The organism is Psychrobacillus sp. PGGUH221 (genome assembly GCF_042055255.1).
Lineage (GTDB): Bacteria > Bacillota > Bacilli > Bacillales_A > Planococcaceae > Psychrobacillus.
Genome location: NZ_JAQMHQ010000006.1, coordinates 172,126 through 197,450 on the forward strand (window position 1 = coordinate 172,126; position 25,325 = coordinate 197,450).

The following is a 25,325-nucleotide window of genomic DNA, read 5'->3' on the forward strand; positions in this document are numbered from 1 at the left end:
ATTTCTAGGCGACCTCTTTTGTTAGTTATTTAGTTCATAATGCTTCCCTTTTAATAAAAACAATAATCGTTCTGCCATATTTGTAGCGTGATCAGCAGATCTTTCAAGATAGCGACATACAAATGATAACTGCGTCACTTGACTTAGTTGTGCAGGTTGTTCTACCCCAACTGAAAGAAGTGTTTTAATTGCATGACCATACAATTCATCTACCTCATCATCAAGTTTTGCGATATTCTTAGCTTCTTCAATGTCTTCATTTCTAAAAGCATCTAAAATTGATTTTAACATTGCGATCGTTTTGTCACGCATCTCTTCTAACAAATGAATTGGAGCGATATGTTCATCTTTTCCTATACGAATCGTTTCTTTAGCAATGTTTACTGCATAATCACCTATACGCTCCATATCGGATGCAGCCTTAACAAGCACCATTAATCTACGTAGATCTGTTGCAACAGGCTGTTGCTTAGCGATCAGTAAAATTACACGGTCATTAATTTCTTCTTCCATACGATTAATATGAATATCATTATTAATGATCGTTAGTGCACCTTCAATGTCATTTGCAAACAAATAATCCATTGCTGAATTCAAGGTATTAATCGCCGTATCACATAATTCATACATTAAATTCTGAACTTGCTGTAATTCCGCATCAAATTTCTCTCTTCCTACCATCCCTAACTGCCCCTTTCCTCATCCGAAACGTCCTGAAATATAATCCTCTGTGCGCTTATCTTCTGGAGTTGAAAAAATTACATCTGTATTATCAAACTCTACCACTTCTCCGTTTAAGAAGAAAGCAGTTTTGTCCGAAATACGAGCTGCTTGTTGCATATTATGTGTAACAATGATGATAGAATAATCGTTTTTCAATTCTTGAATAAGTTCCTCCACTTTTAATGTAGAAATTGGATCTAAAGCTGAAGTAGGCTCATCCATTAAAATAACGTCTGGTTCAATTGCAAGACAGCGAGCTATACAAATACGTTGTTGCTGTCCACCAGAGAGGCTATACGCATTCGTAGATAAGCGATCTTTTACCTCATCCCAAATTGCTGCACCACGTAAACTTTTTTCTACGATTTCATCCAGAATTTTTTTGTTTTTAATTCCATGTATTCTCGGACCATATGCAATATTATCATAGATGGATTTTGGAAATGGGTTTGGTTTTTGGAAAACCATTCCAACTTTCGTACGTAATTCTTCTACTCCATAATCTGCATCAAAAATATTGCGGTCACGATACAAAATTTTACCTGATGTTTTTACTGTTGGAACTAATTCTACCATACGGTTTAAAGTTTTAATGTACGTAGATTTACCGCAACCAGAAGGTCCAATAATTGCTGTTACTTCATTTTCTTTAATTTCAAGGTCAATATTTTTTAAAGCATGATGATTACCATACCATAAGTTTAATTGTTGCGTGTTATACACAATATTTGAAGTTGAATTATTTACTGATGTATCGTTATTTAAAGATTGTACCATCATTACTTCCCCCTAATCACAAATTAGCTTAGTACCTTTTTTGAAATTTATTTCGAATAAATATAGCGATGGAATTCATGATCAATAAGAATACCATTAGAACAAGAATCCCTGCTGAAGCGACATATTGAAATTCTGCCTGTGGTCTTTTAGCCCAATCGTAGATTTGCATTGGTAGTGCAGTAAACTGACTAAGTAAATTTTCAGGTAAAAACTGAATAATTACAGGAACACCAATTACTACTAATGGTGCCGTTTCACCGACTGCACGGGAAAGAGCTAAAATTGCACCAGTAAGAATACCTGGAATAGCCGAAGGTAGGACAACTTTAACAATTGTTTGCCACTTTGTCGCGCCCATTCCATATGAAGCTTCTCGAACATCTTGAGGTACAGCACGAATTGCTTCCTGAGAACCAACGATAATAACAGGTAATATTAACAAACTCATCGTAAATCCTGCAGCCAAAATACTATTTCCTAAAGCTAAAGCCCGAACAAAAATTGTTAATCCCAGCAAACCAAATACTACTGAAGGAACACCTGCTAAGTTGGAAATGTTCATTCGAATAAAATCATTTAATTTATTTTTTTTAGCATATTCTTCTAAATAAATTGCTGTACCTACTCCTAAAATTAATGATATAGGTGCAACTACACACATTAACCAAATTGACCCTATTAACGCAGCCTTTATTCCGGCTTTAGCAGGGAAACGAGATCCATAGTTTTGGAAGAATTCTGGTGTAAGATATCCAACACCTTGAGTAATGATTCGATAAAACAAGATTCCAAGAGCAATTAAAGCAAACAATGTAGCAAAAAGGAATATTACTTTAAAAACACGATTTACATTTAATCGACTATTCATTTTTTTTATGACTGATTCTTGATTAACATATTTCATATTAATATTCCTCCCGGAATTTTTTCGAAATCGCGTGAGCAATAAAATTCATCAATAATGTAAATAGGAAAAGAGTAAATCCTACTGCATAGATGGAATAATAAATCGTTGTTCCATATCCCGCATCACCTGATGAAACTTGTACAATATATGCAGTCATAGTTTGAATAGAGTCCGTTACATTTAAATCGAATTTAGGAGTAGATCCTCCTGCTAAAGAAACTATCATCGTTTCTCCAATTGCACGAGACAATGCTAGTACTACGGACGCAATAATTCCTGATAGAGCAGCGGGTAGTACAACCTTGATCGCTACTTCTAATTTTGTTGAACCCATAGCTAAGGCACCTTCACGTATTGAATTAGGTACAGAGCTCATTGCATCTTCTGATAAGGATGCGATCATTGGTAAAATCATAATACCTACAACAATACCCGGGCTCAATGCATTAAAGATTTTCAAGTCAGGAATAAATTGTTGTAAAAGCGGTGTTACAAAAGTCAATGCAAAGAAACCATAAACAATTGTTGGTATACCTGCTAATACTTCTAATATTGGTTTAATAATTCTCCGAGCGTTATCACTTGCATATTCACTTAAAAATATAGCTGAACCAATACCAAATGGAACTGCTACAATAGCAGCTATTAAAGTTACTTTTAATGTACCCGCTATTAATGGAAGAATTCCATATAACTGTTCCGTATTAGCAAATGGAAACCATTCTTTTCCGAATATAAAATCTAATATCGGTACACGAGTGAAAAATATTCCTGTTTCTATAATAAGAGTAAAGACAATACCCAAAGTAGTTAATACTGAAACACATGCAATTAGTAGGAGAATAATTGGAATTATTTTTTCTACTATTTTTTTCTGTTTCTTGCTACTTGATTTTGCAATTAGCTCTTGTACTGATGGATGACCAGTCGCATTCTTTTGAGCCATAGTGAATCCCCCTTTTACCAAACGCAAGAAAAGAGTAGCAAGCCCTGCTACTCGTCTCTTACTTTTTAGATCAACCTATTATTTTAAAGCTTCTAAATCAGCTAAACCTTTGTCGTAATTTTCTTGTGGAAGACTTACATATCCAACTGCTTCAGCCATTTCTCCTGCATTTTCAAGTGTATATTTCATGAAATCATAAAATGCTGGATTTTCTTTAAGCGCACTATTTTTTGCATATACGAACAATGGACGAGAAAGTGGTGAATATTCACCTGATTCAATTGTTTCATTTGTTGGTTCTACACCGTTAACTTTAACAACTTTTAAAGTATCTTGGTTAGCTAAATAGTATGCATAACCGAAGAATGCTATTGCATTTTTATCACCTTGTACACCTTGAACTAATACGTTATCATCTTCAGATAGAGTTGCAGATTTTACTAAGTCAGCTTCATCAAGAATTACTTCATCAAAGTAGTCATATGTTCCAGAATCAGTACCTGGTGAATAGAATACGATTTCTTCAGCTGGCCATTCTGGATTAATGTCAGACCATTTTTTTGTTGTTCCATCTTCAATCCACATTTTCTTTAGATCTTCAACTGTTAAATCTTCAACCCAATCATTGTCTTTGTTAACTACTACTGATAAACCATCATTAGCTACTTGGAATTCAGTAAAGTCAATTCCAGCTTCTTCAAGTTTTGTTTTTTCTTCGTCTTTAATTGGACGAGATGCATTAGCGAAATCTGTTTCACCTGCGATGAATTTTTCGAATCCGCCACCAGTACCGGACACACCAACTGATACTTGTACTTTATTTTGAACGCCTGCATATTCTTCAACAAGTGCTTCCGTAATTGGAGCAACTGTACTAGATCCATCTCCAGCAACCTTACCTTCTAGAACTGCCTCATCTTGTGTATCACCAGCAGTTTCTGTCTCTGTTTCTTCTGTTGGTTCTGAACTTGTATCGTCTCCACAAGCTCCAAGTACTAATGCTGATCCTACCATTGTTGTCATTAATAAGTACTTCCAGTTCTTCATCAGGTAAATCCCCCTAAAGTTTTGTTTTCTATTTTTCTTACAATGTTTACTATAAAGGCTTCATGTTGAGTCGATATGAATGCATTGTAAAGCTTTTGTAAATAAGAAACTAAAGAATTCCAATGTTATTTACATAAAAAAACAGGTCTCCTAAATGGTTTCTTTAGGTTGACCTGTTTTGAATTAGTTGTTCGTTTCTTCTTCATCTATTTTTTCATTTGTAAAGGCTGGTTTTATAGTTGGAATCGGCATTGCCTCTTCACTATCCTTTAATGCACCATTTTTAAGTTGTATTTCAAAATACTTATCTACTAGCTGACGTGCAATACCAGTAGAAACATTCGTTTTGTAACTGGACTCTAAGGATGCATGAGGAATAACAAGAGCATATGCAATCTCTGGATTATCATATGGCGCAAATCCTATATGAGTTAAATTTACTGTTCTAATATTACGTTCTTTAGGATTTTTTATAGTAACATCATAAAAGAATGATTGAGCTGTACCTGTTTTTCCGGCGCCATTAAACGGTGCTGTACCAAAGGCTGAACGAGCTGTTCCTTTCGCTCCGGAATATACTCTTTGCATACCTTGACGCATACGATTGATTTCCTCTTGCGAATTATCAACTGTATTTAAAACATTTGGTTGAAACTCTTTTACTACTTTCCCCATTTTCACACCATCCGCAGATGGTTCTCTAATTTCTTTTACAACACGTGGTTGTATACGTTTGCCCCCGTTTGCAATAGTGGAGACAAATTGTGCAAGTTGTAATGGTGTATACGTATCGTATTGCCCAATACTTAAGTCAAGTAATTTCCCAGCTTCTACTCCACCAATTACACCAGTCACTTCTCCAGGTAAATCTATTCCTGTCGGGACACCCAATCCTAATTGTGCATAACCATTGCGCATTTTTTGAAATGCCTCTGGACCAAAACTAATAGATTGATTTTCCTTATAAGTCCGTCCTGCTAAACCATATGCAGTCTTAAACATATAAACATTGGATGAACGTTCAATCGCTTCTAGATCATTTAATGGGATTCTACCAGAACGGTTGAAGACAGAACTTTTTGGCGCAGAATCTTTTATGCGAATCGGTTCATCTACTAATACATCCCCAGGTGAAATAACATTTTCACGATATCCTGTAAGCAATGTTCCAGGCTTTACTGTAGACCCTACTTCATACGCTGTTGTAAATGATCCGAAAGCATAATCCTTTATTTCGTACTTTCCTGTTTTAGCGTTTTTTTCTACCCTCTTACCAACCATGGATAGAACTTCTCCCGTGTTAGGGTCCATCATGATAAAGAAAGCCCTATCTAAATACTTTGCAGATGCTCCATTTCCTGTTTTTAATTCAAGTAGTTTTTGCCCTAAAATTTCTTCTTGCGCTAATTGAACTTCACTATCCATGGATAAAACTAAATCTTTTCCTGGTTCCCCATCATAGACAGTTTTAATATCAATTACTCGCCCTTTACCATCTGTGATATTCTTTACTACACTTTTTTGACCTTGTAAAACATCCTCATATTGCTGTTCAATATAGCTTTTTCCTACCCGGTCATTTCTAGAGTAGTCTCTTGATAAGTAATAATCTAATCGGTCTTTTGGTATACCTTCTTTCGGCAATGATGCAGTTCCTAGTATAGCAAGAGAAGATGTTTTTACTCTACGCCAATCAGTTGTTGTATTAACGCCGTTTAGATCCCCTAGCCTTTCGGAAACTCTTGCAAATTCCTCATCTGTCACATCTTCCCCTTTAATAATTTGAGGAGACAGTGCGTATCCTGATGCCATTTCACGATAGATGGCAATAATTTCTAATTCTTCTGGAGAGAATGCCTCTAGTTGCTCCTCAGGTATCCGACTTCGAGTTAGTCGATTAATCTCAGCATTTATTTCTTTCTCTTCAAGCTCTTCATTTTTCTCTATTTTGTTTCGTTCTTCTTCGGAGACTAACTTTAAAGCTTCCTTTGGATATTTACGAAGCCAAAAATCTTGTAAATCGCTTTTTGTAATTCCATCTGCTTTCTTTTCAATTAATAAACTAAGCTCTTTCGCAATTTCGAACATTTCTTCTGACTTGGTCGTCTGCATTTTCGTATAGGTAATCGCAAGTTGAGGCTCATTGTCTACCATGATACGACCTTGACTATCAAAAATACGACCACGAGGAACGCTTGTGTTTACAGGAACTTCCTCCGTTCGTTCTATTGCCCTTGTATAATCTTCTCCTTTGACAATTTGCAAATAGCCTAATCGCAAGATTAATAATGTAAATAGCAGGAAAATAGAAAAGAAAAGAATGTTCATGCGAAATGTAATATTGGCCCTTTGTTTAGCCTTTACACTTTGTGCACGTTTATTAGGAATTTTTCGCATGAGTTTCACCTACTTTTTTGAATTCTAATTGGCTTTAGCTGCCAAGATTTGCATTTAAAAAAATTTGTTTTAATGGCCACAGGCACTAACATCATTTAAATACAGTTAATAATTTAATCTACCTATTAGTGTAACATAAAAAGCACACACTTTTAGACGAAAAAGTGTGTGCCAGGTTTCTTTTTTATTAAGATCTCAAAAAGAATTATTTTGCTGCAGCGTAGCGTTTTGAAACTTCATCCCAATTTACTACATTCCAGAAAGAGCCGATGTAGTCTGGACGACGATTTTGGTAGTTCAAGTAGTAAGCATGCTCCCAAACATCTAAACCTAATAATGGAGTTTTACCTTCCATGATTGGAGAGTCTTGGTTAGCTGTAGAGGAAACTTCTAATTCTCCATTAGCAACTGATAACCAAGCCCAGCCAGACCCAAAACGAGTTGTAGCAGCTTTTGCGAATTCTTCTTTGAATGCATCAAAGCTTCCAAATTTAGAATCGATCGCTTCTGCTAATTCACCTGATGGATTTCCTCCACCGTTAGGAGAAAGAAGTTGCCAGAATAATGAATGGTTAGCATGTCCACCACCATTATTACGTACTGCAGTTTTGATATCTTCTGGTAATGCATCTAAGTTAGCAATTAACTCCTCAACCGATTTGTTCTCTAAGTCGGCTTTGCCTGAAACCGCATTGTTTAAATTAGTAACGTACGTGTTGTGATGTTTAGTGTGATGAATATTCATCGTTTCTTTGTCAATGTGTGGTTCTAGTGCGTCATACGCGTAAGGTAGTTCTGGTAATTCGTAAGCCATTTTTTGTTTCCTCCTAAAGAATATTTTAGAAAATTCTTTCCACGTATTAGCGTATCAAATTAATGAAAAACGTTCAATTAAAAACGACTCGATTACTTTTCATACTTTTGACTGAGACTAAACAAAAATAAGAAAAATGACCAACATCACCGCAAGAATGATAATCTTGACTATGGATGAAGTAAGGAAACCGATAAGAGAGCCTACCCCTGATTTTATAGCTTGTTTTATCCCTTCTCTTGTAACAATTAGTTCCGCTAACACCGCTCCAAGGAAAGGTCCAACTAATATTCCTGCTACAGGAATAACAAATGGACCAACAATTAAACCAATAGTACTTCCCCATAAACCTGCTTTTGTTCCACCAAACTTCTTTACTCCAAAAGCGTTCGCAACCATATCTGCACTAAACAATAGGACAACAAACAATAATTGAATGACCCAAAACAGCCACGTTAGTTCTGAAAAAGAGAAGAATAAACCATAAATAATATATCCTAATATCATAAATACAACCGAAGGTATAATAGGATAAAAAGTTCCGATAAAAGCAACAATGAAACTAGCTATTATTAAAATCCATCCAATAATTTCAATCATACTCGTTTCCCCAATATGGCATCTGCAATATTTACTGCATGATCACCAACTCTTTCTAAATTACTTAACATATCAACAAAAATTACACCAGCATGACCAGTGCATAGTCCTTCATTCAATCGTATAAAATGATTTTTTCTAAATTTACGTTCCATCCGGTCTATTACATTCTCTTGTTCTGCAACCTCTCTAGCTAACTGATCACTATTTAAATCTAAAGCTTCTATCGCTTTTTTAACTGTACTTATCGTTAGTTCAAACATCTCAGATATATCCTCCAATGCATCCTCGGTTAGTTGGAAATGATGTTCGTCTTGGTAATCAATCAGCTCGATGATATTCTCAAAGTGATCTCCTATCCTCTCAACATCACGAACAGTTGCCATTAACATTAGATGCCTATTCGAATCCTGACTGGATAGCGGTTGGCTAGAAATTTTTACTAAATAATTAATAATTTTTGTATCTAAATGATTAATTGCGTCTTCTATTTGATTTGCCTCGTCTGCATCATTCTTATTTCTATCTTTGAGATAAGAGAATGTTTTCTCTAAACCTTGTACACTTAAATCACCCATACGTAGAATTTCCTCTTTCGCTTGCCCAATGGCTATGGATGGGGATTCTTCTATAAAATCTTCCTCTAAATGTTTCGGTTTATACTTCGTATTGAAATCTTCCCCTGGAATTAATTTGGTTAATAGAAAAACCCATGCTCCTATAAGAGGAAACTGAAGGATTACATTTACTACATTAAAAGTTCCATGTGCCACAGCAATTTGCATTTTATTTTCAATTGAAAGAGCTTCTGAAATCCATTCAATATATAAAGTAAATGGGGTTAATAAGATAAGAAAGACAAGTGTCCCTACTACATTAAAAAGAACATGTGAGAAAGCTGCTCTTTTTGCACCTGCAGATGCCCCTAAAGAAGCAAGGATCGCGGTAATGGTTGTCCCAATATTATCACCAAACAAGATGGGTAAAGCACCTTTTAAAGAAATTAAATGTTCTGCGTAAAATCCCTGCAATATTGCTACAGAGGCACTAGAACTTTGTAGAAATAAGGTCATTACAGTTCCAGCTATGACTCCTAAAAGAGGATGATTACTTACACTCAATGTGATATCCGTAAACGATGGAAGCTGTTGCAACGGACTCATACCACTCATCATTAAATCTAGACCTAAAAACAGTCCTCCAAATCCAAAAAGGACTTCTCCTACATTTTGCAATATTTTACGTCTGAAAAAAAAGATTAAAAATGCGCCTGTTGCCATAATTGGCAGAGAATAATCACCTATTTCAAATCCAATAATAAATGCTTTAATCGTAGTACCAATATTAGCCCCCATAATTACACCTATTGATTGGCGTAATGTCATAAAACCTGCACTTACTAAGCCAATGACGATAACGATTGTTCCCGCACTAGATTGGATTAAAACAGTAAATAGTATACCAGCTAACACACCCACAAGTGGATTTGTAGTATAACGATCCAGTAAATCTCTTAATCTATCCCCGGCCGTTTTCTGTAGGGCATCCCCCATATATTTAATGGCAAATAGGAAGATTCCTAATCCGCCAAAAAATTCGAACAGCATTTCTTGCCAATTGAGATTCACCTTGATAGTCAACTCCTATTTCGACATATTTCACATATCTATTATGGTTAATATATAAAGGAATTGTAAAGAGAATAAAATCATTCTTTCATTTTTTTTAATTTAAGCCCCGTATTACTTTGTTTTTCTTTCTGAAGAGGTGATAAAATGTAAATGAAAGGGTGAATTTAATGAATTTGTTACAGCTTTTTAAAGCAAGCTTGCATAGTCCTAAAAAAATTGCAGCATTCCGACTTATTCCAATTGGAAAGGTTATGCAATACATATTTATATACATACTAGTCATCACATCTATATCATTTGTTCAGTTTATAAATGGAATATCGATTCAACAAGCTAATATGGAAGGTCTCTTAGAGTATTTTCAAGAGATACAATGGTTGCTTTATCCTTTTTCCTTTATATTTTTATTTGTCTTAAACACTTTACTTATATTTGTGCGTATTAGTATTTTTGCTTATGTGGGAGTGATTATACTCTCACTTTTAAAAAGAAAAGGAGAATATAGGCATTTGTGGAGAAGTACCCTTTTTGCCAGTACTATTCCAATGTTAATTTCAGTTGTGGTTGCTTTTTTCAATATATCAACTGGGTACATACAATTCTTCATCTATTTCGTTACGTTCGTTTATCTGTTTTTAGCATGTAAACATTATCCTATCAAACGGTAATCATAATTCCTCCTTGCTCACATATAGTGGGACAAGGAGGTTTTTATATGAAAATATTCGTAGCAACGATCACCATTCTAATCACACTTTATATTATCAAAGTAGATATGTTCGAAGGAACGATTCCTCTTGCATTTTATCCACCAGAAGAATGTGTGGAAACAATGGATTATGTAGCAGTAAAAAAACACCCAGGAGATACTTTATATACTCTTTTTTCCATGTACCCTGCTGAAAAGGATATTACCTTTTCTGAAAGAGAAATGGACTTTTATGCTTTAAATCCACATCTGATCAATCAAACCATTACAGACGGCGAACTGATTTTTTTACCGATATACACATCATCTGAATCTTGCAAAAATGAAAGATAGAGGTTTCCTCCTTGTCATTTCAATCCTATCACTGATAAAATGAATGATAGTGATGGCATAAAGCCTCAAGAAGGAGAGAATTTCATGAGTGAAATAATTCATCGTTCCAAAACTCGTCCCGTTCGAGTTGGAAACTTAACAATAGGTGGAAGTAACGAGCTATTCATCCAAAGTATGACAACGACCAAAACGCATGATGTAGAGGCAACAGTAGCCGAGATTCTGCGCCTGGAAGAAGCAGGTTGCCAAATCGTACGTGTTGCATGTCCAGATGAACGAGCGGCTTATTCTATTGGTGAAATAAAAAAACGTATTAATATACCACTTGTAGTGGATATCCATTTTGATTATAAGCTTGCTCTTATAGCAATTGAGCAAGGTGCAGATAAAATTCGTATTAACCCAGGGAACATTGGGCGCAAAGAAAAGGTAGAGGCTGTTGTAAATGCTGCAAAAGCAAAGGGTATTCCAATTCGTATTGGTGTAAACGCAGGTTCACTTGAAAAGAAAATCCTAGAAAAATATGGTTATCCAACTGCTGATGGTATGGTTGAAAGTGCATTACACCATATTAAAATTCTCGAAGATTTAGATTTTCACGACATCATTGTATCTATGAAGGCTTCAGATGTAAATTTAGCTATTGAAGCATATACAAAAGCTTCACAAGCATTTGACTATCCCCTTCATTTAGGAATCACAGAATCCGGAACGTTATTTGCTGGATCGATTAAAAGTGCAGCAGGACTCGGAACTTTACTAAGCATGGGTATTGGAAATACATTGCGTGTATCGCTAAGTGCAGATCCTGTTGAGGAAATTAAAGTTGCTCGCGAATTGTTAAAAGTATTTGGACTTTCATCTAACGCTGCAACGTTAATCTCTTGTCCGACATGTGGACGAATTGAAATTGACTTAATCTCAATCGCAAATGAAGTAGAAGAATATATTTCTCATATTAAAGCGCCAATTAAAGTTGCAGTATTAGGATGTGCTGTTAACGGACCTGGTGAGGCCCGTGAAGCGGATATCGGAATTGCCGGAGCACGAGGAGAAGGTCTGCTATTTAGAAAAGGTAAAACTGTACGAAAAGTTCCAGAAGAAACAATGGTAGAAGAACTTAAAATTGAAATTGATAAAATTGCAGCTGAATACTTTGCTCAACAAGAACTAGAGAAGCAAGAAATAGAAAAACAAGAAGTGTAAGGAGTAATGCAAGATGGTAATTGCTAGATTCGGAATTGATATTGACGGGACAGTAACATGTCCTACTTCTTTACTTCCACATATTAATAGTGCCTTTAATTGTAACTTGCAATTGGAGGACATTAAAGAATATGACTTAACAAAAGCTTTTTCTGTAGATGAGAAAGAATTTTATGAGTGGTTTAAAAAAACAGAATCTACCATTTATGCATCATCCCCTATTCAATCTGATGCACATGCTGTATTGTCTGCTTGGAAGGAAAAATATGAGCTATATTTTATTTCTGCCAGAGGAGAAAATGTGCGGGATGTTACGCTTAACTGGTTCAAAGAACAAGAATTACTGTACGATCATATTGAATTGATTGGAACACATAACAAAATTGAAACGGCTCGAAAACATGGTGTGCATGCTTTTTTTGAGGATAAGCACGACAATGCCGTAGAAATTCATGAAGAGCTAGATATCCCAGTAATTCTATTTAACACACCTTATAACCAACAACCTGCTCCAAAAGGAGTTATTCGTGTTAACAATTGGATTGAAGCAAATGAATGGATTGAAAAAGAATTTGCATTGCAACGAACGTGAAGAGTAATCTTCACGTTTTTTTGTGGTAAATGATAGTTAGAAAATCGAGTTTGGGAAAAGCCACTCTCTTTCAGCGGACTAATTAACGGACCTCACCCTTCGCTACGCTGAGGATCTTCGGCAAACGCTATTCCCACAGGAGTGTCGCTATTTTCAACGATTTTCTATAAATACTGAATTTAAGTGATACAAACTTGCTCTATCTTGCTCTATTAATGGCATGATAGTTTACTAATTGGGAAGCGGCTGAAGCCTTGTCGACGGAACGCGTCCGCCTGGAATGGAAAGATGAAGCACTTATTGGAAGTTCGCTCTTTTGTTTATAATATAACTAAAAAAGAAAATCCTGCCAAAGGTTAATTTGGCAGGAAATATTAATGACATTCTGGACATTTACCGTAGATTTCAAATTTATGGCTATCAATTTGATAAGCTGGAATAGCATTTTGAAGTACTTCCATAGGACAATAATTTATTTCTTTTATGTTACCACATGACATACAAATAAAATGATGATGATGGTGATCCATTTCACATTGCATACGAAAATGTTTCTCTCCACTTAACTCTGTCTCTTCTAAAATTCCAAGGTCCACGAAAGTACTCAAGTTACGATAAATAGTATCGTAGCTCATCCCTGGATGTTCCACCATCATAACATTCAAAATATCTCGAGCTGTAATATACTTCTCTGTTTTCGAAAAAATATCTAATATCTGCTCTCGCTTATCTGTTTTTTTATACCCTTCATTTTTGAGAATATCCCATGCTCTTTCAATGTTCATTGTGAAGTTACTCCCTTCATCGATATCTTTTTCAATGTAATAGTAAGCAGTAAGATAACTATTGACGTAACAACAATTGTTCCACCTGGAGCTATATTTAAATAAAATGCACTTACCAATCCAATGATGACGGCAAGCTCTCCAAATAGTACTGAAAGTATTATTGCTTGCTTAAAACCTTTCGCTATTCTCATAGCAGCAGCCACGGGCAAAGTCATTAGGGATGAGACTAAAAGAATACCAACTATACGCATAGAACCTGCAATAACTAAAGCCGTAACAATCATAAACAAAATATGAATCCATTTTGCAGGTAATCCAGAGGCTTTTGCATATTCCTCATCAAAAGATAGAACAAATAATTCCTTGTAAAATAAAGTTAAAAATACAACAACAACAATGGCTATACTGATTACGATATAAAGATCCTGACGACTAACAGCAGAAACAGAACCAAATAAATAACTAAAAAGGTCGGAGCTAAATCCTTCTGCAAGTGACACAAAAATAGCACTAAAACCAAGCCCAGCAGACATGATTATAGGAATCGCAAGCTCTTCATAATGTTTATAAAGTCTTCTTAATCTCTCAATAAATAGTGAACCCGTCACAGAAGCCACTGTTCCTAAATATAGCGGGTTAAGAAGTGCCAAAGCACCAACCGATTGACTTAAGTAAAGACTACCTGCTATTCCAGCTAAGGTTACATGACTAAGAGCATCTGCTATTAAAGAAAGCCGTCTAACAACGATAAATACTCCTAGCAATGGAGCAATAACCCCAATTATTAAACCGGAAGTAAATGCATTTTGTAAAAATTGATATTGTAATATTGATTCAATCATAATTGACCCTCGTTTCGGTGGTTCACTTTACGAACGGAGTGACCATACCAAGCTTCTAATTGCTCATCACTCATCGAATCCATTTCGTTTTTATAACCATGAAAATGAATTGTTTGATTGAGGCATGCAACATGGCTAATGCTCTTCGATACAGCATCTACATCATGTGTAACTAATACAATCGTAATTTGATGTTCCCGATTTAAATGAGATAACATATGATAAAACGAGCGAACATTTTTACTATCCACTCCTACAGTCGGTTCATCTAAAATAAGGATTTTTGGATCGCTAACTAAAGCCCTAGATATAAATACACGTTGTTGCTGTCCACCTGATAAATCTCCAATATTTTTTTTTGCAAACTTTTCCATACCTACAGAAGTAAGTGCTTCCCTCACCTTATTTTGCACATTTTTAGGGTAAGAACGAAAAAGTCCTGCCTTTTTTACTAACCCACTTTGCACAACTTCTTCGACTGTTGCAGGAAAACCAGTATTAAATGCGTTGGATTTTTGAGAAACATAGCCTATTAATTCTTTTTCCTTAAACAAAGGAACCGGTTTGCCAAAAAGTAATACCTTTCCTTTAGTAGGCTTTAAGAGTCCAAGAATTATCTTAAGAAGTGTAGACTTTCCTGATCCATTAGGTCCAATAATTGCTAAAAAGTCCCCTTCTTCAATTTTTATAGAAATATTTTTTAGTGCTTCAGTTTGTTCATATTGATAATAAACATTTTGTAACTGAATTAAGGGTTTACCCATCATTTTTCCTCTATTCTAATTAATAATCATTACGATTTACAAAGTTAAAGTATAGAGGAAAATATAGAAAGTGTAAATAATTTTAACTTGAGAGGATGTTCAGATGGATATCGCACGGTTTATTAATGAATTACAAACTTGTTCGATAAAAGATTTTAAAAAAATACTTAGAGGGTTTGATATTAAGTTATCAGATAAAGAGATTAAAGAAGTATATCCACTTCTACAAGAAATCTCATTAAGTTGGCTATTACTTGGTGTCCCTATGGCAATACAGCAAAAATTAATTAGTATATTAGGTGAGCAAAGAGCAGTAGACTTATTTTATCAATTAAAAGAAAAAGCCCCCTCATTTTTACGTGAAAACTGAGGGAGCTACTTACTTAGTATAATATTTTATCTTAAAGCATCTATTGCTTCTGGTGTAAAAGTATTTGAACGAAGCATTTCAATTTCTATTTTATATGGGGCTTGTTTTGATTTTGCATCTACCCCTACAAATGGAGTTTCCAGTATTTTAGGTAAATGTATTAATTGAGGATGGTGCACAATATACTGCAGTGCCTCGAAGCCAATTTCTCCAAAGCCAATATTTTCGTGTCTGTCTTTTGCAGCTCCACGAACATTTTTACTATCATTGATATGAAGTACTTTTAGACGGTCTAATCCAATAATTTTATCAAATTCATTCAAAACACCATCAAAATCATTCACAATATCATATCCTGCATCATGAATATGGCAAGTGTCCAAACAGATTGAAATACGGTGATTGTTAACCACCCCATCAATTATTTGTGCTAATTCATCAAAAGTTCGACCGCACTCTGACCCTTTTCCAGCCATCGTTTCGAGTGCAATTTGTACCGATTCTTCTTGAGTCAATACCTCGTTTAAACCCTCTACTATTTTAGCAATGCCTGCATCTGCTCCTGCTCCAACATGAGCACCAGGGTGCAATACGATTTGTGTTGCACCTATTGCAGCTGTTCTCGTCACTTCTTTTTGTAGAAAATCTACACCTAAAGCAAATGTCTCAGGTTTTGTCGTATTACCTAAATTAATAATATATGGAGCATGAACAACAATATTGGATATATCATTTTCTTTCATATGTTCTAATCCAGCTTCAATATTCAATTCTTCAATTGGTTTTCTACGTGTATTTTGAGGTGCGCCTGTGTAAATCATAAATGTATTTGCACCGTATGATGCTGCTTCTTTGCTAGAAGCAAGAAGCATTTCTTTCCCACTCATGGAAACATGTGAACCTAAAAGCAACGAAAAAGCCCCCTTATTTTTTACGATTTTTTATACGTCGTTCTCTCTTTTTAATTTTATCCATTTCCCATTTCATATTGCGCTTATAGCCTGGTTTCACTTTTTTAGGCTTGCGAACCATGGACTTCGCTTTTGCATCAATCTCATTTTCATTTTTTGTACGATTTTTACGAGCATGTCTTTCCTTTAAATCTGACCATTCTCCATTTATAACGTCTTTGTGTACTAACGGTATACCCATTTTTTCAATGCGGACTAAAGCATCTTCATCCGAAGGTTCATATAATGTAATTGCAATACCAGTCAATCCAGCACGTGCTGTTCTTCCTACACGATGAACGAAAAACTCTAGATCGTCGGGTATTTCATAGTTAATCACATGACTAACACCAGGAATATCGATTCCACGAGCAGCAAGATCTGTTGCGACGATGTATTGATATTCAAGGTCGTGAATCTGTTTCATTACTCGCTTACGATCACGTGGTGATATATCACCATGAATAACTCCTACCTTTACACCGTTTCCTTGTAAATAGTTTGCAACCTCGTCTGCATTTTGCTTTGTGTTAGCGAATATAATAGCTAAGTATGGATTAATTCCTTCCAAAACATCCAATAATCGTTTCTTTCTAGATTTACTACGGACCGGTGTAACAATAAAATCAATACCCTCTGCTACTGGTCGCTTGTCACCAATTTTTATATGGATCGGTGAATCCATATACTTTTTCAAAAATGGTTGTAATTTTTCAGGTATCGTAGCTGAGAAAACAAACATCTCTAGTTGTTCTGGCATACGTGAAGCAAATTGATCAATTTCATTGATAAAACCTAAATCAAATGCTAAATCTGCTTCATCTACTACTAAAATGTTAGACGTATGCACTAGCAATGCTTGTTCAACTGTTAAATCACGAATACGACCTGGAGTACCTACAACAATATGTGGTTGTGTTTTTAGCTTTTCAATAGAACGAGCTTTATCTGTTCCACCAATGAATAATTTAGTTTGGATTTCTGTACCCTCAACTAGCTTATTTAACTCATTATAAATTTGAGTTGCTAGCTCTCTAGTTGGAGAGGTAATAATTGCTTGTACATCGTGTTTACTAGCATCTATTTTTTCAACAATTGGGATCAAAAAACTATGTGTTTTTCCTGTTCCTGTATGCGCTTGACCAATCGCACTTTTCCCTTTTAAAACTAAAGGAATCATTTCTTTTTGAATTGGCGTTGGTTCTTGAAAGCCTAGTTTTTCAATTGCATTTTGTAAAAAAGGCTGAAAATTATAATCTGTATATTTGGACATTTGAGTCCCTCCCTCACATTTCTTTATTGTACCACGATTGTACATAAAACGTATAATTTGCATAGAATAGAAGGACTCACTTTGATGAAAGGAGATGATTAAATGCGCTATGAGTCTTTTTATCCGTTCTCACAAACAAGATCAAATTTTAATAGTCCACCACCTGTAAATTCTCCTACCCCAACACAAAATCCATTCGGTTTTGGTATGCCTCCAACTCAACAAGGAGCACAACCAAACAATTTCTTACAAGGAGTTCTCGGAAGCTTCCAGCAAAGAGGATCAGGAGGATTTGGAGGACAGGGTAATTTAGGTGGCCAAGGTGGATTTTCACAAGGACCGCCTGGAGGAAATAGGACGATGTCGTACTTGCAAACAGCAGATAAATTTTTATCCACAGCTCAACAGCTTACACCTATGGTAAGACAATATGCACCGATGCTCCAAAATGTGCCTGCTCTTTGGAAGCTTTACCGAGGTTTCCAATCTGCTCCTAACGCAACTTCAGCTGCAACAAATGCAAGTGCTGCTGGTCCCCCTTCTATTTCTGGAGCAGCCCGAGCTGCAGCTTCTGCAACTACAAACGCAAATCCAACTGGAGCTTCCTTACCTAGAATATTCCAGCCACCAATTTAATGTTTTGAATTAGAGTAAGAGCTCCGTTATAATATGAGTATGCTCGTATTGAAGGGAGTTCTTTCAAAAATGATTGTACAAAAAATTTCGCCAAGAGGATATTGTTATGGGGTTGTTGACGCAATGGTTATTGCACGTAATGCAGCTTTAGATACTTCACTTCCTCGGCCAATATATATTTTAGGAATGATTGTTCATAACAAACATGTAACAGACGCATTTGAACAAGATGGTATTATTACGTTAGATGGTGAAAATCGTTTAGATATTCTCTCCAAAGTGGAAAAAGGAACAGTTATATTTACAGCTCATGGTGTATCTCCAGAAGTTAAAGAGCTAGCACGAAAAAAGGGATTGGTTTCGATTGATGCTACTTGTCCAGATGTGACAGTTACCCATGACTTAATAGAAGAAAAAACGGCTGAAGGCTATGATATTATTTATATAGGAAAAAAAGGTCATCCTGAACCAGAAGGAGCTATTGGCGTAGCACCTACAAAAGTACATCTTGTCCAAACATTGGAGGATATTGAGAACTTACAACTAAAAACAGAGAAACTGCTTGTAACCAATCAAACTACGATGTCTCAATGGGATGTTGTACATTTGATGAAAAAATTAGAAGAAAAATTCCCACATATCGAGGTTCATAAAGAAATTTGCCTTGCTACGCAAGTTAGACAAGAAGCTGTCGCGGAACAAGCTGGAGAAGCAGAGTTATTAATAGTTGTTGGTGATCCAATGAGTAACAACTCTAATAGATTGACTCAAGTTTCGGAGGAGATTGCTGGTACTCCTTCTTACCGTATTGGTGATGTATCAGAACTAAAGCTGGAATGGTTAGAGAATATTAATCACGTAGCAGTGACAGCAGGTGCTTCCACTCCTACTCCAATAGTTAAAGAAGTGATTCAGTTTTTAGAAAAATACGATCCAAATGATCCTTCTACTCATGATACAACCAAGAAGGTATTACCTGAAAAAATTCTACCGAAGATTAAAGTTCCTAAACCAGTAGTTCGTATTGAGCCACACCCAATATCTGAGTAAATATGAAGGGGCTGTCCAATAAGTCCCTAAAATAAAGCAGAAGGAGAAAAACGACTCGTTTTTCTCCTTCTGCTTTTGTGGTTCCATCTAATATTGTTGATTGAGTGAATAATTGATTGGAGTGAAAGGCGGCGACTCCTGCGGGAAAGTGAGACAGTCCAAGACCCCGCACGTAGCGCTAAAGAGGGAGGAAGGCTAAGGCCGCCTCTTCCTGAGGCAACGCCTTCATGACCAACATCGTGTTGGCCTGAGGAGGCTCGGCGCTCGCCCGCGGAAAGCGTCCGCTTGGAACGGAAATCTATCTTAATAGAAGCTAAGAAGAAAGAGCATGCCCTTAAGATTTTCAGGACAGCCCCTTCTATTATACAAGTTGAAATGGTTCAGTAGAAAGCTCCGAAGGAATAAATTCAACCAAAAGGTTTTTATTATCACAAACTGTTTTCATATAATCTGAAACACCTGTTTTCATAATTTGCTCTATGTGATGCCCAGGATCAATCACTGCAAGATTGATTGCTTCAGCATCTTGTGCAACATGAAAGTATAAATCACCTGTAATAAATACATCAGCACCAGCTCTTTTGGCAGCGTGAATATATTTATTCCCATCTCCCCCTAGAACAGCAACCTTATGAACATTACTATCTAAATTTCCTACAACACGTACAAATGGAACTTGAAGTTGGTCTTTTACCGTTTTAGCATAATCTGCAAGGCTAACTTGCTGTGGTAATTCACCAATTCTTCCTAGACCTTTTTCATTCACCTCTGACTCTAGTTGGAACAAGTCATACGCAGGTTCTTCATACGGATGTGAGGAAAGTAAAGCTTTTAATACTCGGTTTTTTATAGAAATCGGAAATACAACTTCTATTTTATCTTCTTCTACAATCGATAGCTTATTGACTTGTCCTATATATGAATCTGCATCTTCAGTCGGTTTAAACCTTCCTTCTCCAGCAGATGTAAAACTACAGTTTGTATAATCTCCAATTTCTCCTGCCCCTGCATTTCCTAAGGCAACTCTAACTTGTTCAGTAGATTCTTTAGGGGTAAATACAGCTAACTTCATTAAATGTTCCGAAGTTGTTTTTTCTAAAATTTGTACATTTTTTAATTGTAATCTATCAGCTAAAAGATCATTTACTCCTCCTGAGGCTATATCTAAATTAGTGTGTGCTGCATAAACAGCTATATTATGCTTAATCAGCTTTTCTATTAGACTTCCTTGGGGTAAGTCAGTTCGAACATTTTTTAAACTACGATATATTGGCGGGTGATGGGCAATTATCAATTCACATTGTTTTTCAATTGCTTCATCCACTACTTTTGAGTTTACATCTAATGTAACAAGCACCTTGGAAACAGGTTTATTGAGCGTTCCTATTTGTAGACCGATTGAATCGCCTTCAACTGCAAGAGATTTAGGAGCCCATTGTTCAAATAGAGATATTATTTGTTGACCGTTTGTAGGTTTCACGCTTTCAAAGCCTCCTCTACTAACGCTATTTTATGTTCTAATTCTTCTTTTTTCTGTTTCACTTCTGAAGTTATATTAATTTTATTAAATTGATTTAATATTCGACGCCATTCCGCAATCTCGTTTACCCATTTTTTCGTAAATACAATAGACTTATGATGGATTAAAATAGGACCAATTAATAACTCTTTATCGGTGAGAGTCATCTGTCCTCTTTTCAGTACTAAAATTTCATAAATCTTTCCGTGCTCTTCCAATATTGTTTCGTCAACAATTTTCCAATCATTGTTAATGGCCCATTCACGTATAGCCTTCGCGTGAATATTCGGCTGTAAAATCAATTTTTCTACAGTATGGAGTTTATCTTTACCCGCTTCTAAAATAGATGCAATGAGTGGCCCCCCCATTCCTGCGATCGTAACGGTTTGGACACCATCTGTCGGTTGAATCACTTCTAATCCATCACCAAATCGTACATCTATGTGTTCCTCTAATCCTTCACTTTTCACTTGTTTTAGAGCTGATTCAAACGGCCCTTTTACTACTTCCCCAGCAATTGCTTGTGTAATTATTCCAGAGTGCACTAAATAACATGGTAAATAAGCATGGTCACTTCCAATATCCGCTACTATAGATTTTTCTTCAACAAATGAAGCTACTGTTTTTAATCGTTCAGATAAATTTTTTGCATTCAATATAAACACCTCTGCCAACCATTATATCAAAAATTGAAAAAGACCTCGATTCTTTTAAAGAATCTGAGGTCTTTTTAAAAATATTATTATTCACCTAAAGATTTAACCCATGCCGCCATAGCGTCAAGATTTTCTTCTGGAACTAGTCCACCAGGCATAGCGCCCTTACCATTAGCTAAAACATCTTTAATCTCATCTTCAGATAATTTTGTAGCTACTAGAGAAGGGAAAGCTCCTTGTCCTTCATAACTGTTACCATGACAACCGATACATTTTCCTTGAGCAAGAGCTTCCGGATCAAAGTTACCAGCTGCTGCTTCCTCGCCACCTTCAGCAGCACCTTCTTCACCGCCTTCAGCATGTTCTGAAGCAATTTCTTCTTTGTTATTTACGCCTTCAATAGATAAGAAGAAAATTAGACCAATACCAAATGCCATTATTAAGATAAATGGAATAATTGGATTCTTTTTCATTAGTTAACCCTCCCTCTTGATACATTCATTCTAATATAGAATTAGTCAACACTAATATTGTACTGCATTCTAAGGAAAACGAAAAGTCTAAAAGAGGAAGTTTTCTTTCTTTGTGACAATTTAGACATAAATTCGACTTAGCAACCAATTTGTCTAGCTATAACCATACGCTGAACTTCTGAAGTACCTTCACCGATTTCTAGAAGTTTTGCATCTCTCATATATCGTTCAACTTCATATTCTTTCATATATCCATAACCACCGTGAATTTGTATTGCTTCGTCTGCTACTTCCATTGCAATTTCCGAAGCATATAATTTACACATAGATGCTTCTTTACTGAATGCTCTACCTTGATCTTTTAACCATGCAGCTTTATGAACCATTGTTCTAGCTAATTCTATTTTCATAGCCATATCTGCTAATTTAAACTGAGTTATTTGAAACTCAGATAATGTTTTACCAAATTGCTTACGTTCTTTTGAATAACGAAGCGCACGATCAAAAGCTGCTTGCGCGATACCTACCGCCATAGCTCCAATTCCAATTCTCCCACCATCAAGTGTAACTAAGAACTGTCTGAAACCATTTCCTCGTTTACCAAGTAAATTCTCTTGTGGAACTCGAACGTTTTCTAAAACTAATTCAGTAGTGTTAGAAGCATTTAATCCCATTTTTTCATAATTATCGATAACGGAGAAGCCCTCAGCATCTGTTGGAACAATAATAGCTGAAATTTCCTTTTTACCATCTTTTACATCAGTAATAGCAGTTAATGCTAAATGCTTCGCATAACTTGCATTTGTGATAAAGGCTTTATTTCCATTAATTACGAAGTCATTACCATCTTCTTTTGCTGTAGTTTGAGTTCCACCAGCATCGGAGCCTGCATTAGGCTCTGTTAAACCAAAAGCACCGAATGATTCGCCAGTACATACTGGAACTAAATATTTTTGCTTTTGCTCATCAGTTCCAAATAGATTTAAAGGAGCCCCACCTAATGAAATATGAGCTGAATAAGTAATACCTGTAGAAGCGCATGCACGACTTAATTCTTCTGTTACGATAGCAAAACTAACTGTATCTGCTCCTGCCCCACCATATTCTTCAGGAAACGGTAAGCCCATCATCCCCATGTCGGCTAACTGTTTGAAGATTTCTTTTGGGAACTCTTTTGTTTTGTCTCGCAGGATAGCACCTGGAGCAACAACTTCGTCCGCAAATTCACGTATCGTTTTGCGAATCATTTGTTGTTCTTGTGTTAAATCAAAATTCATTTCTCCATCCCCTTTGTAAATAAAAACGCTTACATTCTTATTATACTAAAAATAAAATAAATTCACACGGAAAATAAAAAATCTACTATTACTATCCTATTAAAAGGACTGTAACAGTAGATTTCTTAAGGTTTTATACTTTTACATAAATAGACTAAGAATCAATACAACTGCAAGACCGACAATAATAGTATGACATATTTAATATTCATAAAAAAAATGCCAGCTGGTTTAACATACCAGCTGACATTGTAAATACTAAAAATAATATCGAAACATATAAAACAATATAAATGCAATTCCTATTACTCCAGATATACTAAAATAAACTAGTTTAAGCAGCAACCCAGAAAAAAGCCAAATCAAACAATTACCAATGATTAAGCCTATTAATACTGAAGGATATTCAACAAAGTAGACATCCCATACTTTAAAAGAGGCACCTAACAATAAAAGAGCAGAGCAAACCATTAATATCGGTGTCATAATAGATTTGTTTTTCGCTAATTTAAAACCTATGTATAAAAAAGAAACTATAACAATGCCTGCAAGAATAATAGGGATAAATACTAATGTCGTAAACAAAGTTAAAGAAACTATTAAAATAAAAGTAATTATAGCTAAAGTGGAATAAGCCAGTCGTCTCTTACCTTTTTCTTTTGCTAGTACTGCCTTAGTTGATTTCTCCTTCACTTCCGATTCTCCATCTTCCCCTTGTGCATATAAAGCAGTTAGGAAGTCGCAATAATGTTCAGGAAGTAGTTTATTTTGTTTCCAAAATGCTATTTCATTCAAAATTATTTGCTTACGTTGAAGTGACATTATTCGGCCTCATTTCACATGCAATTATTTCTATTATAACATTGTCAAAGCCTAGAAAAAAAGACATCCTTTATATAAGGATGTCTTTAAATTATTCTAAGAAATCTTTTAGACGCTTGCTTCTAGATGGATGGCGAAGTTTTCGTAATGCTTTCGCTTCAATTTGACGAATACGCTCTCTCGTAACGCCAAATACTTTCCCAACTTCCTCCAATGTTCTCGTACGGCCATCGTCTAGCCCAAAACGTAAACGTAGAACATTTTCTTCTCTATCTGTCAGCGTATCTAATACGTCTTCTAATTGCTCTTTTAAAAGTTCATAAGCCGCATGATCCGAAGGAGATTGAGCATCTGCATCCTCAATAAAATCACCTAAATGTGAATCATCCTCTTCCCCAATAGGAGTTTCTAAGGAAACCGGTTCTTGTGCAATTTTTAATATTTCTCGAACTTTTTCTGGAGGTAAATCCATTTCTTCTCCTATTTCTTCTGGAGATGGTTCACGTCCCAAATCTTGCAGTAATTGACGTTGTACTCGAATCAACTTATTGATCGTTTCCACCATATGCACTGGAATACGAATTGTTCTTGCTTGGTCTGCTATTGCACGTGTAATTGCTTGTCTAATCCACCAAGTAGCATACGTACTAAATTTGAATCCTTTTCTATGGTCAAATTTTTCTACTGCTTTAATAAGACCCATATTACCTTCTTGGATTAAATCTAAGAATAGCATTCCTCGTCCAACATAACGTTTAGCAATACTAACAACTAGTCGAAGGTTTGCTTCCGCTAGACGCTTTCTAGCTTCTTCATCTCCTTGCTCGATACGTTCAGCAAGTGCTATTTCCTCTGATGCTTTAAGTAGATCCACACGACCAATTTCTTTTAAGTACATACGTACTGGGTCATTGATTTTAACACCAGGCGGAACACTTAAATCGTTTAAGTCGAAAGTTTCTTCCTCTTTCCCCTTCATCAAACGATCTAAATCTTCTTCATCTCCGTCTTTACGACTAAGCTCAATTTCTTTTCCTTCCAAATCATCAATAAATTCCTCAATTTGATCGGATTCTAATTCGAAGTGAGCGAGCTTCTCAGCGATATCATGATAGGTTAATTCACCATTTTTTTTACCTAATTCAATTAGTTGTTTTTTTGCTTCTTCTAATGAGATTTCAATTTCAGTTTCTTTTGTACGTTCAGACTTGTCCGCCATA

Annotated in this window: 27 protein-coding genes; 7 read left to right on the plus strand and 20 right to left on the minus strand. The window is 35.7% G+C overall.

What is annotated here, in order from left to right; all coding sequences use genetic code 11:
* Positions 1–21: 21 nt before the first annotated feature.
* The 9 genes from phoU to PGC35_RS11850 form a co-directional block, all read right to left on the minus strand.
* Entirely contained in the window at positions 22–681 is a 660-nt protein-coding gene (gene phoU / locus PGC35_RS11810; RefSeq protein WP_275785540.1) for a phosphate signaling complex protein PhoU, read from the minus strand.
* Positions 682–699: 18 nt separating this feature from the next.
* The gene (pstB, locus tag PGC35_RS11815; RefSeq protein ID WP_053588878.1) at positions 700–1,500 is read right to left on the minus strand and encodes a phosphate ABC transporter ATP-binding protein PstB; all 801 of its coding nucleotides are present in this window, start codon (positions 1,498–1,500) and stop codon (positions 700–702) included.
* A gap of 28 nt (positions 1,501–1,528) precedes the next feature.
* Positions 1,529–2,407 (minus strand): phosphate ABC transporter permease PstA, encoded by an 879-nt coding sequence (gene pstA, locus PGC35_RS11820; RefSeq protein WP_375219318.1) that lies wholly within the window; start codon positions 2,405–2,407, stop codon positions 1,529–1,531.
* A gap of 1 nt (position 2,408) precedes the next feature.
* Positions 2,409–3,356, minus strand: a complete 948-nt coding sequence (pstC, locus tag PGC35_RS11825; RefSeq protein ID WP_375219319.1) for a phosphate ABC transporter permease subunit PstC — start codon at positions 3,354–3,356, stop codon at positions 2,409–2,411.
* A gap of 78 nt (positions 3,357–3,434) precedes the next feature.
* Positions 3,435–4,403 carry a PstS family phosphate ABC transporter substrate-binding protein gene (locus PGC35_RS11830; protein WP_056831690.1) on the minus strand — a complete coding sequence of 323 codons (969 nt, stop codon included), beginning with the start codon at positions 4,401–4,403 and terminating at the stop codon, positions 3,435–3,437.
* 183 nt (positions 4,404–4,586) lie between these two features.
* Positions 4,587–6,800, minus strand: coding sequence for a peptidoglycan D,D-transpeptidase FtsI family protein (locus PGC35_RS11835; RefSeq protein WP_375219320.1), 2,214 nt, complete (start codon positions 6,798–6,800; stop codon positions 4,587–4,589).
* Positions 6,801–7,005: 205 nt separating this feature from the next.
* Positions 7,006–7,614 carry a superoxide dismutase gene (locus PGC35_RS11840; protein ID WP_056831685.1) on the minus strand — a complete coding sequence of 203 codons (609 nt, stop codon included), beginning with the start codon at positions 7,612–7,614 and terminating at the stop codon, positions 7,006–7,008.
* Between the two features lie 117 nt (positions 7,615–7,731).
* Complete coding sequence (locus tag PGC35_RS11845; protein ID WP_375219393.1) at positions 7,732–8,211, minus strand: DUF456 domain-containing protein; 480 nt, start codon at positions 8,209–8,211, stop codon at positions 7,732–7,734.
* Positions 8,211–9,842, minus strand: coding sequence for a Na/Pi cotransporter family protein (locus PGC35_RS11850; protein WP_375219321.1), 1,632 nt, complete (start codon positions 9,840–9,842; stop codon positions 8,211–8,213). Before PGC35_RS11850 ends, PGC35_RS11845 begins: the two co-directional genes overlap by 1 nt.
* Positions 9,843–10,012: 170 nt before the next feature.
* On the opposite strand from PGC35_RS11850, the gene PGC35_RS11855 reads away from it, so the two are divergent.
* The 4 genes from PGC35_RS11855 to PGC35_RS11870 all read left to right on the plus strand — a co-directional run bounded on the left by PGC35_RS11855 (position 10,013) and on the right by PGC35_RS11870 (position 12,685).
* Positions 10,013–10,513, plus strand: coding sequence for a DUF1189 family protein (locus PGC35_RS11855; RefSeq protein ID WP_375219322.1), 501 nt, complete (start codon positions 10,013–10,015; stop codon positions 10,511–10,513).
* A gap of 47 nt (positions 10,514–10,560) precedes the next feature.
* Positions 10,561–10,887: a hypothetical protein gene (locus PGC35_RS11860; protein WP_375219323.1), complete on the plus strand. Its 327-nt coding sequence runs from the start codon at positions 10,561–10,563 to the stop codon at positions 10,885–10,887.
* A gap of 93 nt (positions 10,888–10,980) precedes the next feature.
* Positions 10,981–12,093 carry a flavodoxin-dependent (E)-4-hydroxy-3-methylbut-2-enyl-diphosphate synthase gene (gene ispG / locus PGC35_RS11865; protein WP_172794391.1) on the plus strand — a complete coding sequence of 371 codons (1,113 nt, stop codon included), beginning with the start codon at positions 10,981–10,983 and terminating at the stop codon, positions 12,091–12,093.
* Positions 12,094–12,106: 13 nt separating this feature from the next.
* The gene (locus PGC35_RS11870) at positions 12,107–12,685 is read left to right on the plus strand and encodes a hypothetical protein (protein ID WP_275785524.1); all 579 of its coding nucleotides are present in this window, start codon (positions 12,107–12,109) and stop codon (positions 12,683–12,685) included.
* Positions 12,686–13,059: 374 nt separating this feature from the next.
* Here the strand turns inward: PGC35_RS11870 and PGC35_RS11875 are convergent, their stop codons facing one another.
* The 3 genes from PGC35_RS11875 to PGC35_RS11885 are packed head-to-tail and all read right to left on the minus strand — an operon-like array spanning position 13,060 to position 15,079.
* Positions 13,060–13,470, minus strand: coding sequence for a Fur family transcriptional regulator (locus tag PGC35_RS11875; RefSeq protein ID WP_053588867.1), 411 nt, complete (start codon positions 13,468–13,470; stop codon positions 13,060–13,062).
* A complete protein-coding gene (locus tag PGC35_RS11880) occupies positions 13,467–14,315 on the minus strand; it encodes a metal ABC transporter permease (protein ID WP_375219324.1) in 849 nt (282 codons plus the stop codon). The genes PGC35_RS11875 and PGC35_RS11880 overlap by 4 nt, the downstream gene beginning before the upstream one ends.
* Positions 14,312–15,079, minus strand: coding sequence for a metal ABC transporter ATP-binding protein (locus tag PGC35_RS11885; RefSeq protein ID WP_375219325.1), 768 nt, complete (start codon positions 15,077–15,079; stop codon positions 14,312–14,314). The genes PGC35_RS11880 and PGC35_RS11885 overlap by 4 nt, the downstream gene beginning before the upstream one ends.
* 103 nt (positions 15,080–15,182) lie before the next feature.
* On the opposite strand from PGC35_RS11885, the gene PGC35_RS11890 reads away from it, so the two are divergent.
* A complete protein-coding gene (locus tag PGC35_RS11890) occupies positions 15,183–15,449 on the plus strand; it encodes a hypothetical protein (protein ID WP_053588864.1) in 267 nt (88 codons plus the stop codon).
* 26 nt (positions 15,450–15,475) lie between these two features.
* Here the strand turns inward: PGC35_RS11890 and PGC35_RS11895 are convergent, their stop codons facing one another.
* Positions 15,476–16,360: a deoxyribonuclease IV gene (locus PGC35_RS11895; protein WP_375219326.1), complete on the minus strand. Its 885-nt coding sequence runs from the start codon at positions 16,358–16,360 to the stop codon at positions 15,476–15,478.
* A 13-nt stretch (positions 16,361–16,373) separates the two neighbouring features.
* The gene (locus tag PGC35_RS11900) at positions 16,374–17,672 is read right to left on the minus strand and encodes a DEAD/DEAH box helicase (protein WP_053588862.1); all 1,299 of its coding nucleotides are present in this window, start codon (positions 17,670–17,672) and stop codon (positions 16,374–16,376) included.
* A gap of 102 nt (positions 17,673–17,774) precedes the next feature.
* Between PGC35_RS11900 and vrrA the strand changes: the two genes are divergently transcribed.
* Positions 17,775–18,308, plus strand: coding sequence for a VrrA/YqfQ family protein (gene vrrA, locus PGC35_RS11905; protein WP_375219327.1), 534 nt, complete (start codon positions 17,775–17,777; stop codon positions 18,306–18,308).
* Between the two features lie 69 nt (positions 18,309–18,377).
* On the plus strand, positions 18,378–19,358 hold the full coding sequence (locus tag PGC35_RS11910; protein WP_053588860.1) for a 4-hydroxy-3-methylbut-2-enyl diphosphate reductase: 981 nt from the start codon (positions 18,378–18,380) through the stop codon (positions 19,356–19,358).
* 361 nt (positions 19,359–19,719) lie between these two features.
* On the opposite strand, the gene PGC35_RS11915 is transcribed toward PGC35_RS11910, so the two are convergent.
* The 6 genes from PGC35_RS11915 to rpoD all read right to left on the minus strand — a co-directional run bounded on the left by PGC35_RS11915 (position 19,720) and on the right by rpoD (position 25,324).
* Positions 19,720–20,838, minus strand: a complete 1,119-nt coding sequence (locus PGC35_RS11915; protein WP_375219328.1) for a Nif3-like dinuclear metal center hexameric protein — start codon at positions 20,836–20,838, stop codon at positions 19,720–19,722.
* The gene (locus tag PGC35_RS11920; protein ID WP_375219329.1) at positions 20,835–21,533 is read right to left on the minus strand and encodes a tRNA (adenine(22)-N(1))-methyltransferase; all 699 of its coding nucleotides are present in this window, start codon (positions 21,531–21,533) and stop codon (positions 20,835–20,837) included. The genes PGC35_RS11915 and PGC35_RS11920 overlap by 4 nt, the downstream gene beginning before the upstream one ends.
* A gap of 86 nt (positions 21,534–21,619) precedes the next feature.
* On the minus strand, positions 21,620–22,006 hold the full coding sequence (gene cccA / locus PGC35_RS11925) for a cytochrome c550 (protein ID WP_053588857.1): 387 nt from the start codon (positions 22,004–22,006) through the stop codon (positions 21,620–21,622).
* Between the two features lie 137 nt (positions 22,007–22,143).
* Positions 22,144–23,283: an acyl-CoA dehydrogenase family protein gene (locus PGC35_RS11930; RefSeq protein ID WP_375219330.1), complete on the minus strand. Its 1,140-nt coding sequence runs from the start codon at positions 23,281–23,283 to the stop codon at positions 22,144–22,146.
* Positions 23,284–23,541: 258 nt separating this feature from the next.
* Entirely contained in the window at positions 23,542–24,105 is a 564-nt protein-coding gene (locus PGC35_RS11935) for a hypothetical protein (RefSeq protein ID WP_375219331.1), read from the minus strand.
* A 91-nt stretch (positions 24,106–24,196) separates the two neighbouring features.
* Positions 24,197–25,324 (minus strand): RNA polymerase sigma factor RpoD, encoded by a 1,128-nt coding sequence (gene rpoD / locus PGC35_RS11940; RefSeq protein ID WP_053588854.1) that lies wholly within the window; start codon positions 25,322–25,324, stop codon positions 24,197–24,199.
* Position 25,325 lies beyond the last annotated feature (1 nt).

Coding starts and splice junctions, on each gene's coding strand:
- phoU (WP_275785540.1), bottom strand. CDS start 681: ATGGTAGGAAGAGAGAAATTTGATGCGGAATTACAGCAAGTTCAGAAT.
- pstB (WP_053588878.1), bottom strand. CDS start 1,500: ATGGTACAATCTTTAAATAACGATACATCAGTAAATAATTCAACTTCA.
- pstA (WP_375219318.1), bottom strand. CDS start 2,407: ATGAAATATGTTAATCAAGAATCAGTCATAAAAAAAATGAATAGTCGA.
- pstC (WP_375219319.1), bottom strand. CDS start 3,356: ATGGCTCAAAAGAATGCGACTGGTCATCCATCAGTACAAGAGCTAATT.
- PGC35_RS11830 (WP_056831690.1), bottom strand. CDS start 4,403: ATGAAGAACTGGAAGTACTTATTAATGACAACAATGGTAGGATCAGCA.
- PGC35_RS11835 (WP_375219320.1), bottom strand. CDS start 6,800: ATGCGAAAAATTCCTAATAAACGTGCACAAAGTGTAAAGGCTAAACAA.
- PGC35_RS11840 (WP_056831685.1), bottom strand. CDS start 7,614: ATGGCTTACGAATTACCAGAACTACCTTACGCGTATGACGCACTAGAA.
- PGC35_RS11855 (WP_375219322.1), top strand. CDS start 10,013: ATGAATTTGTTACAGCTTTTTAAAGCAAGCTTGCATAGTCCTAAAAAA.
- PGC35_RS11860 (WP_375219323.1), top strand. CDS start 10,561: ATGAAAATATTCGTAGCAACGATCACCATTCTAATCACACTTTATATT.
- PGC35_RS11870 (WP_275785524.1), top strand. CDS start 12,107: ATGGTAATTGCTAGATTCGGAATTGATATTGACGGGACAGTAACATGT.
- PGC35_RS11875 (WP_053588867.1), bottom strand. CDS start 13,470: ATGAACATTGAAAGAGCATGGGATATTCTCAAAAATGAAGGGTATAAA.
- PGC35_RS11880 (WP_375219324.1), bottom strand. CDS start 14,315: ATGATTGAATCAATATTACAATATCAATTTTTACAAAATGCATTTACT.
- PGC35_RS11885 (WP_375219325.1), bottom strand. CDS start 15,079: ATGGGTAAACCCTTAATTCAGTTACAAAATGTTTATTATCAATATGAA.
- PGC35_RS11890 (WP_053588864.1), top strand. CDS start 15,183: ATGGATATCGCACGGTTTATTAATGAATTACAAACTTGTTCGATAAAA.
- PGC35_RS11900 (WP_053588862.1), bottom strand. CDS start 17,672: ATGTCCAAATATACAGATTATAATTTTCAGCCTTTTTTACAAAATGCA.
- vrrA (WP_375219327.1), top strand. CDS start 17,775: ATGCGCTATGAGTCTTTTTATCCGTTCTCACAAACAAGATCAAATTTT.
- PGC35_RS11910 (WP_053588860.1), top strand. CDS start 18,378: ATGATTGTACAAAAAATTTCGCCAAGAGGATATTGTTATGGGGTTGTT.
- cccA (WP_053588857.1), bottom strand. CDS start 22,006: ATGAAAAAGAATCCAATTATTCCATTTATCTTAATAATGGCATTTGGT.
- PGC35_RS11930 (WP_375219330.1), bottom strand. CDS start 23,283: ATGAATTTTGATTTAACACAAGAACAACAAATGATTCGCAAAACGATA.
- PGC35_RS11935 (WP_375219331.1), bottom strand. CDS start 24,105: ATGTCACTTCAACGTAAGCAAATAATTTTGAATGAAATAGCATTTTGG.
- rpoD (WP_053588854.1), bottom strand. CDS start 25,324: ATGGCGGACAAGTCTGAACGTACAAAAGAAACTGAAATTGAAATCTCA.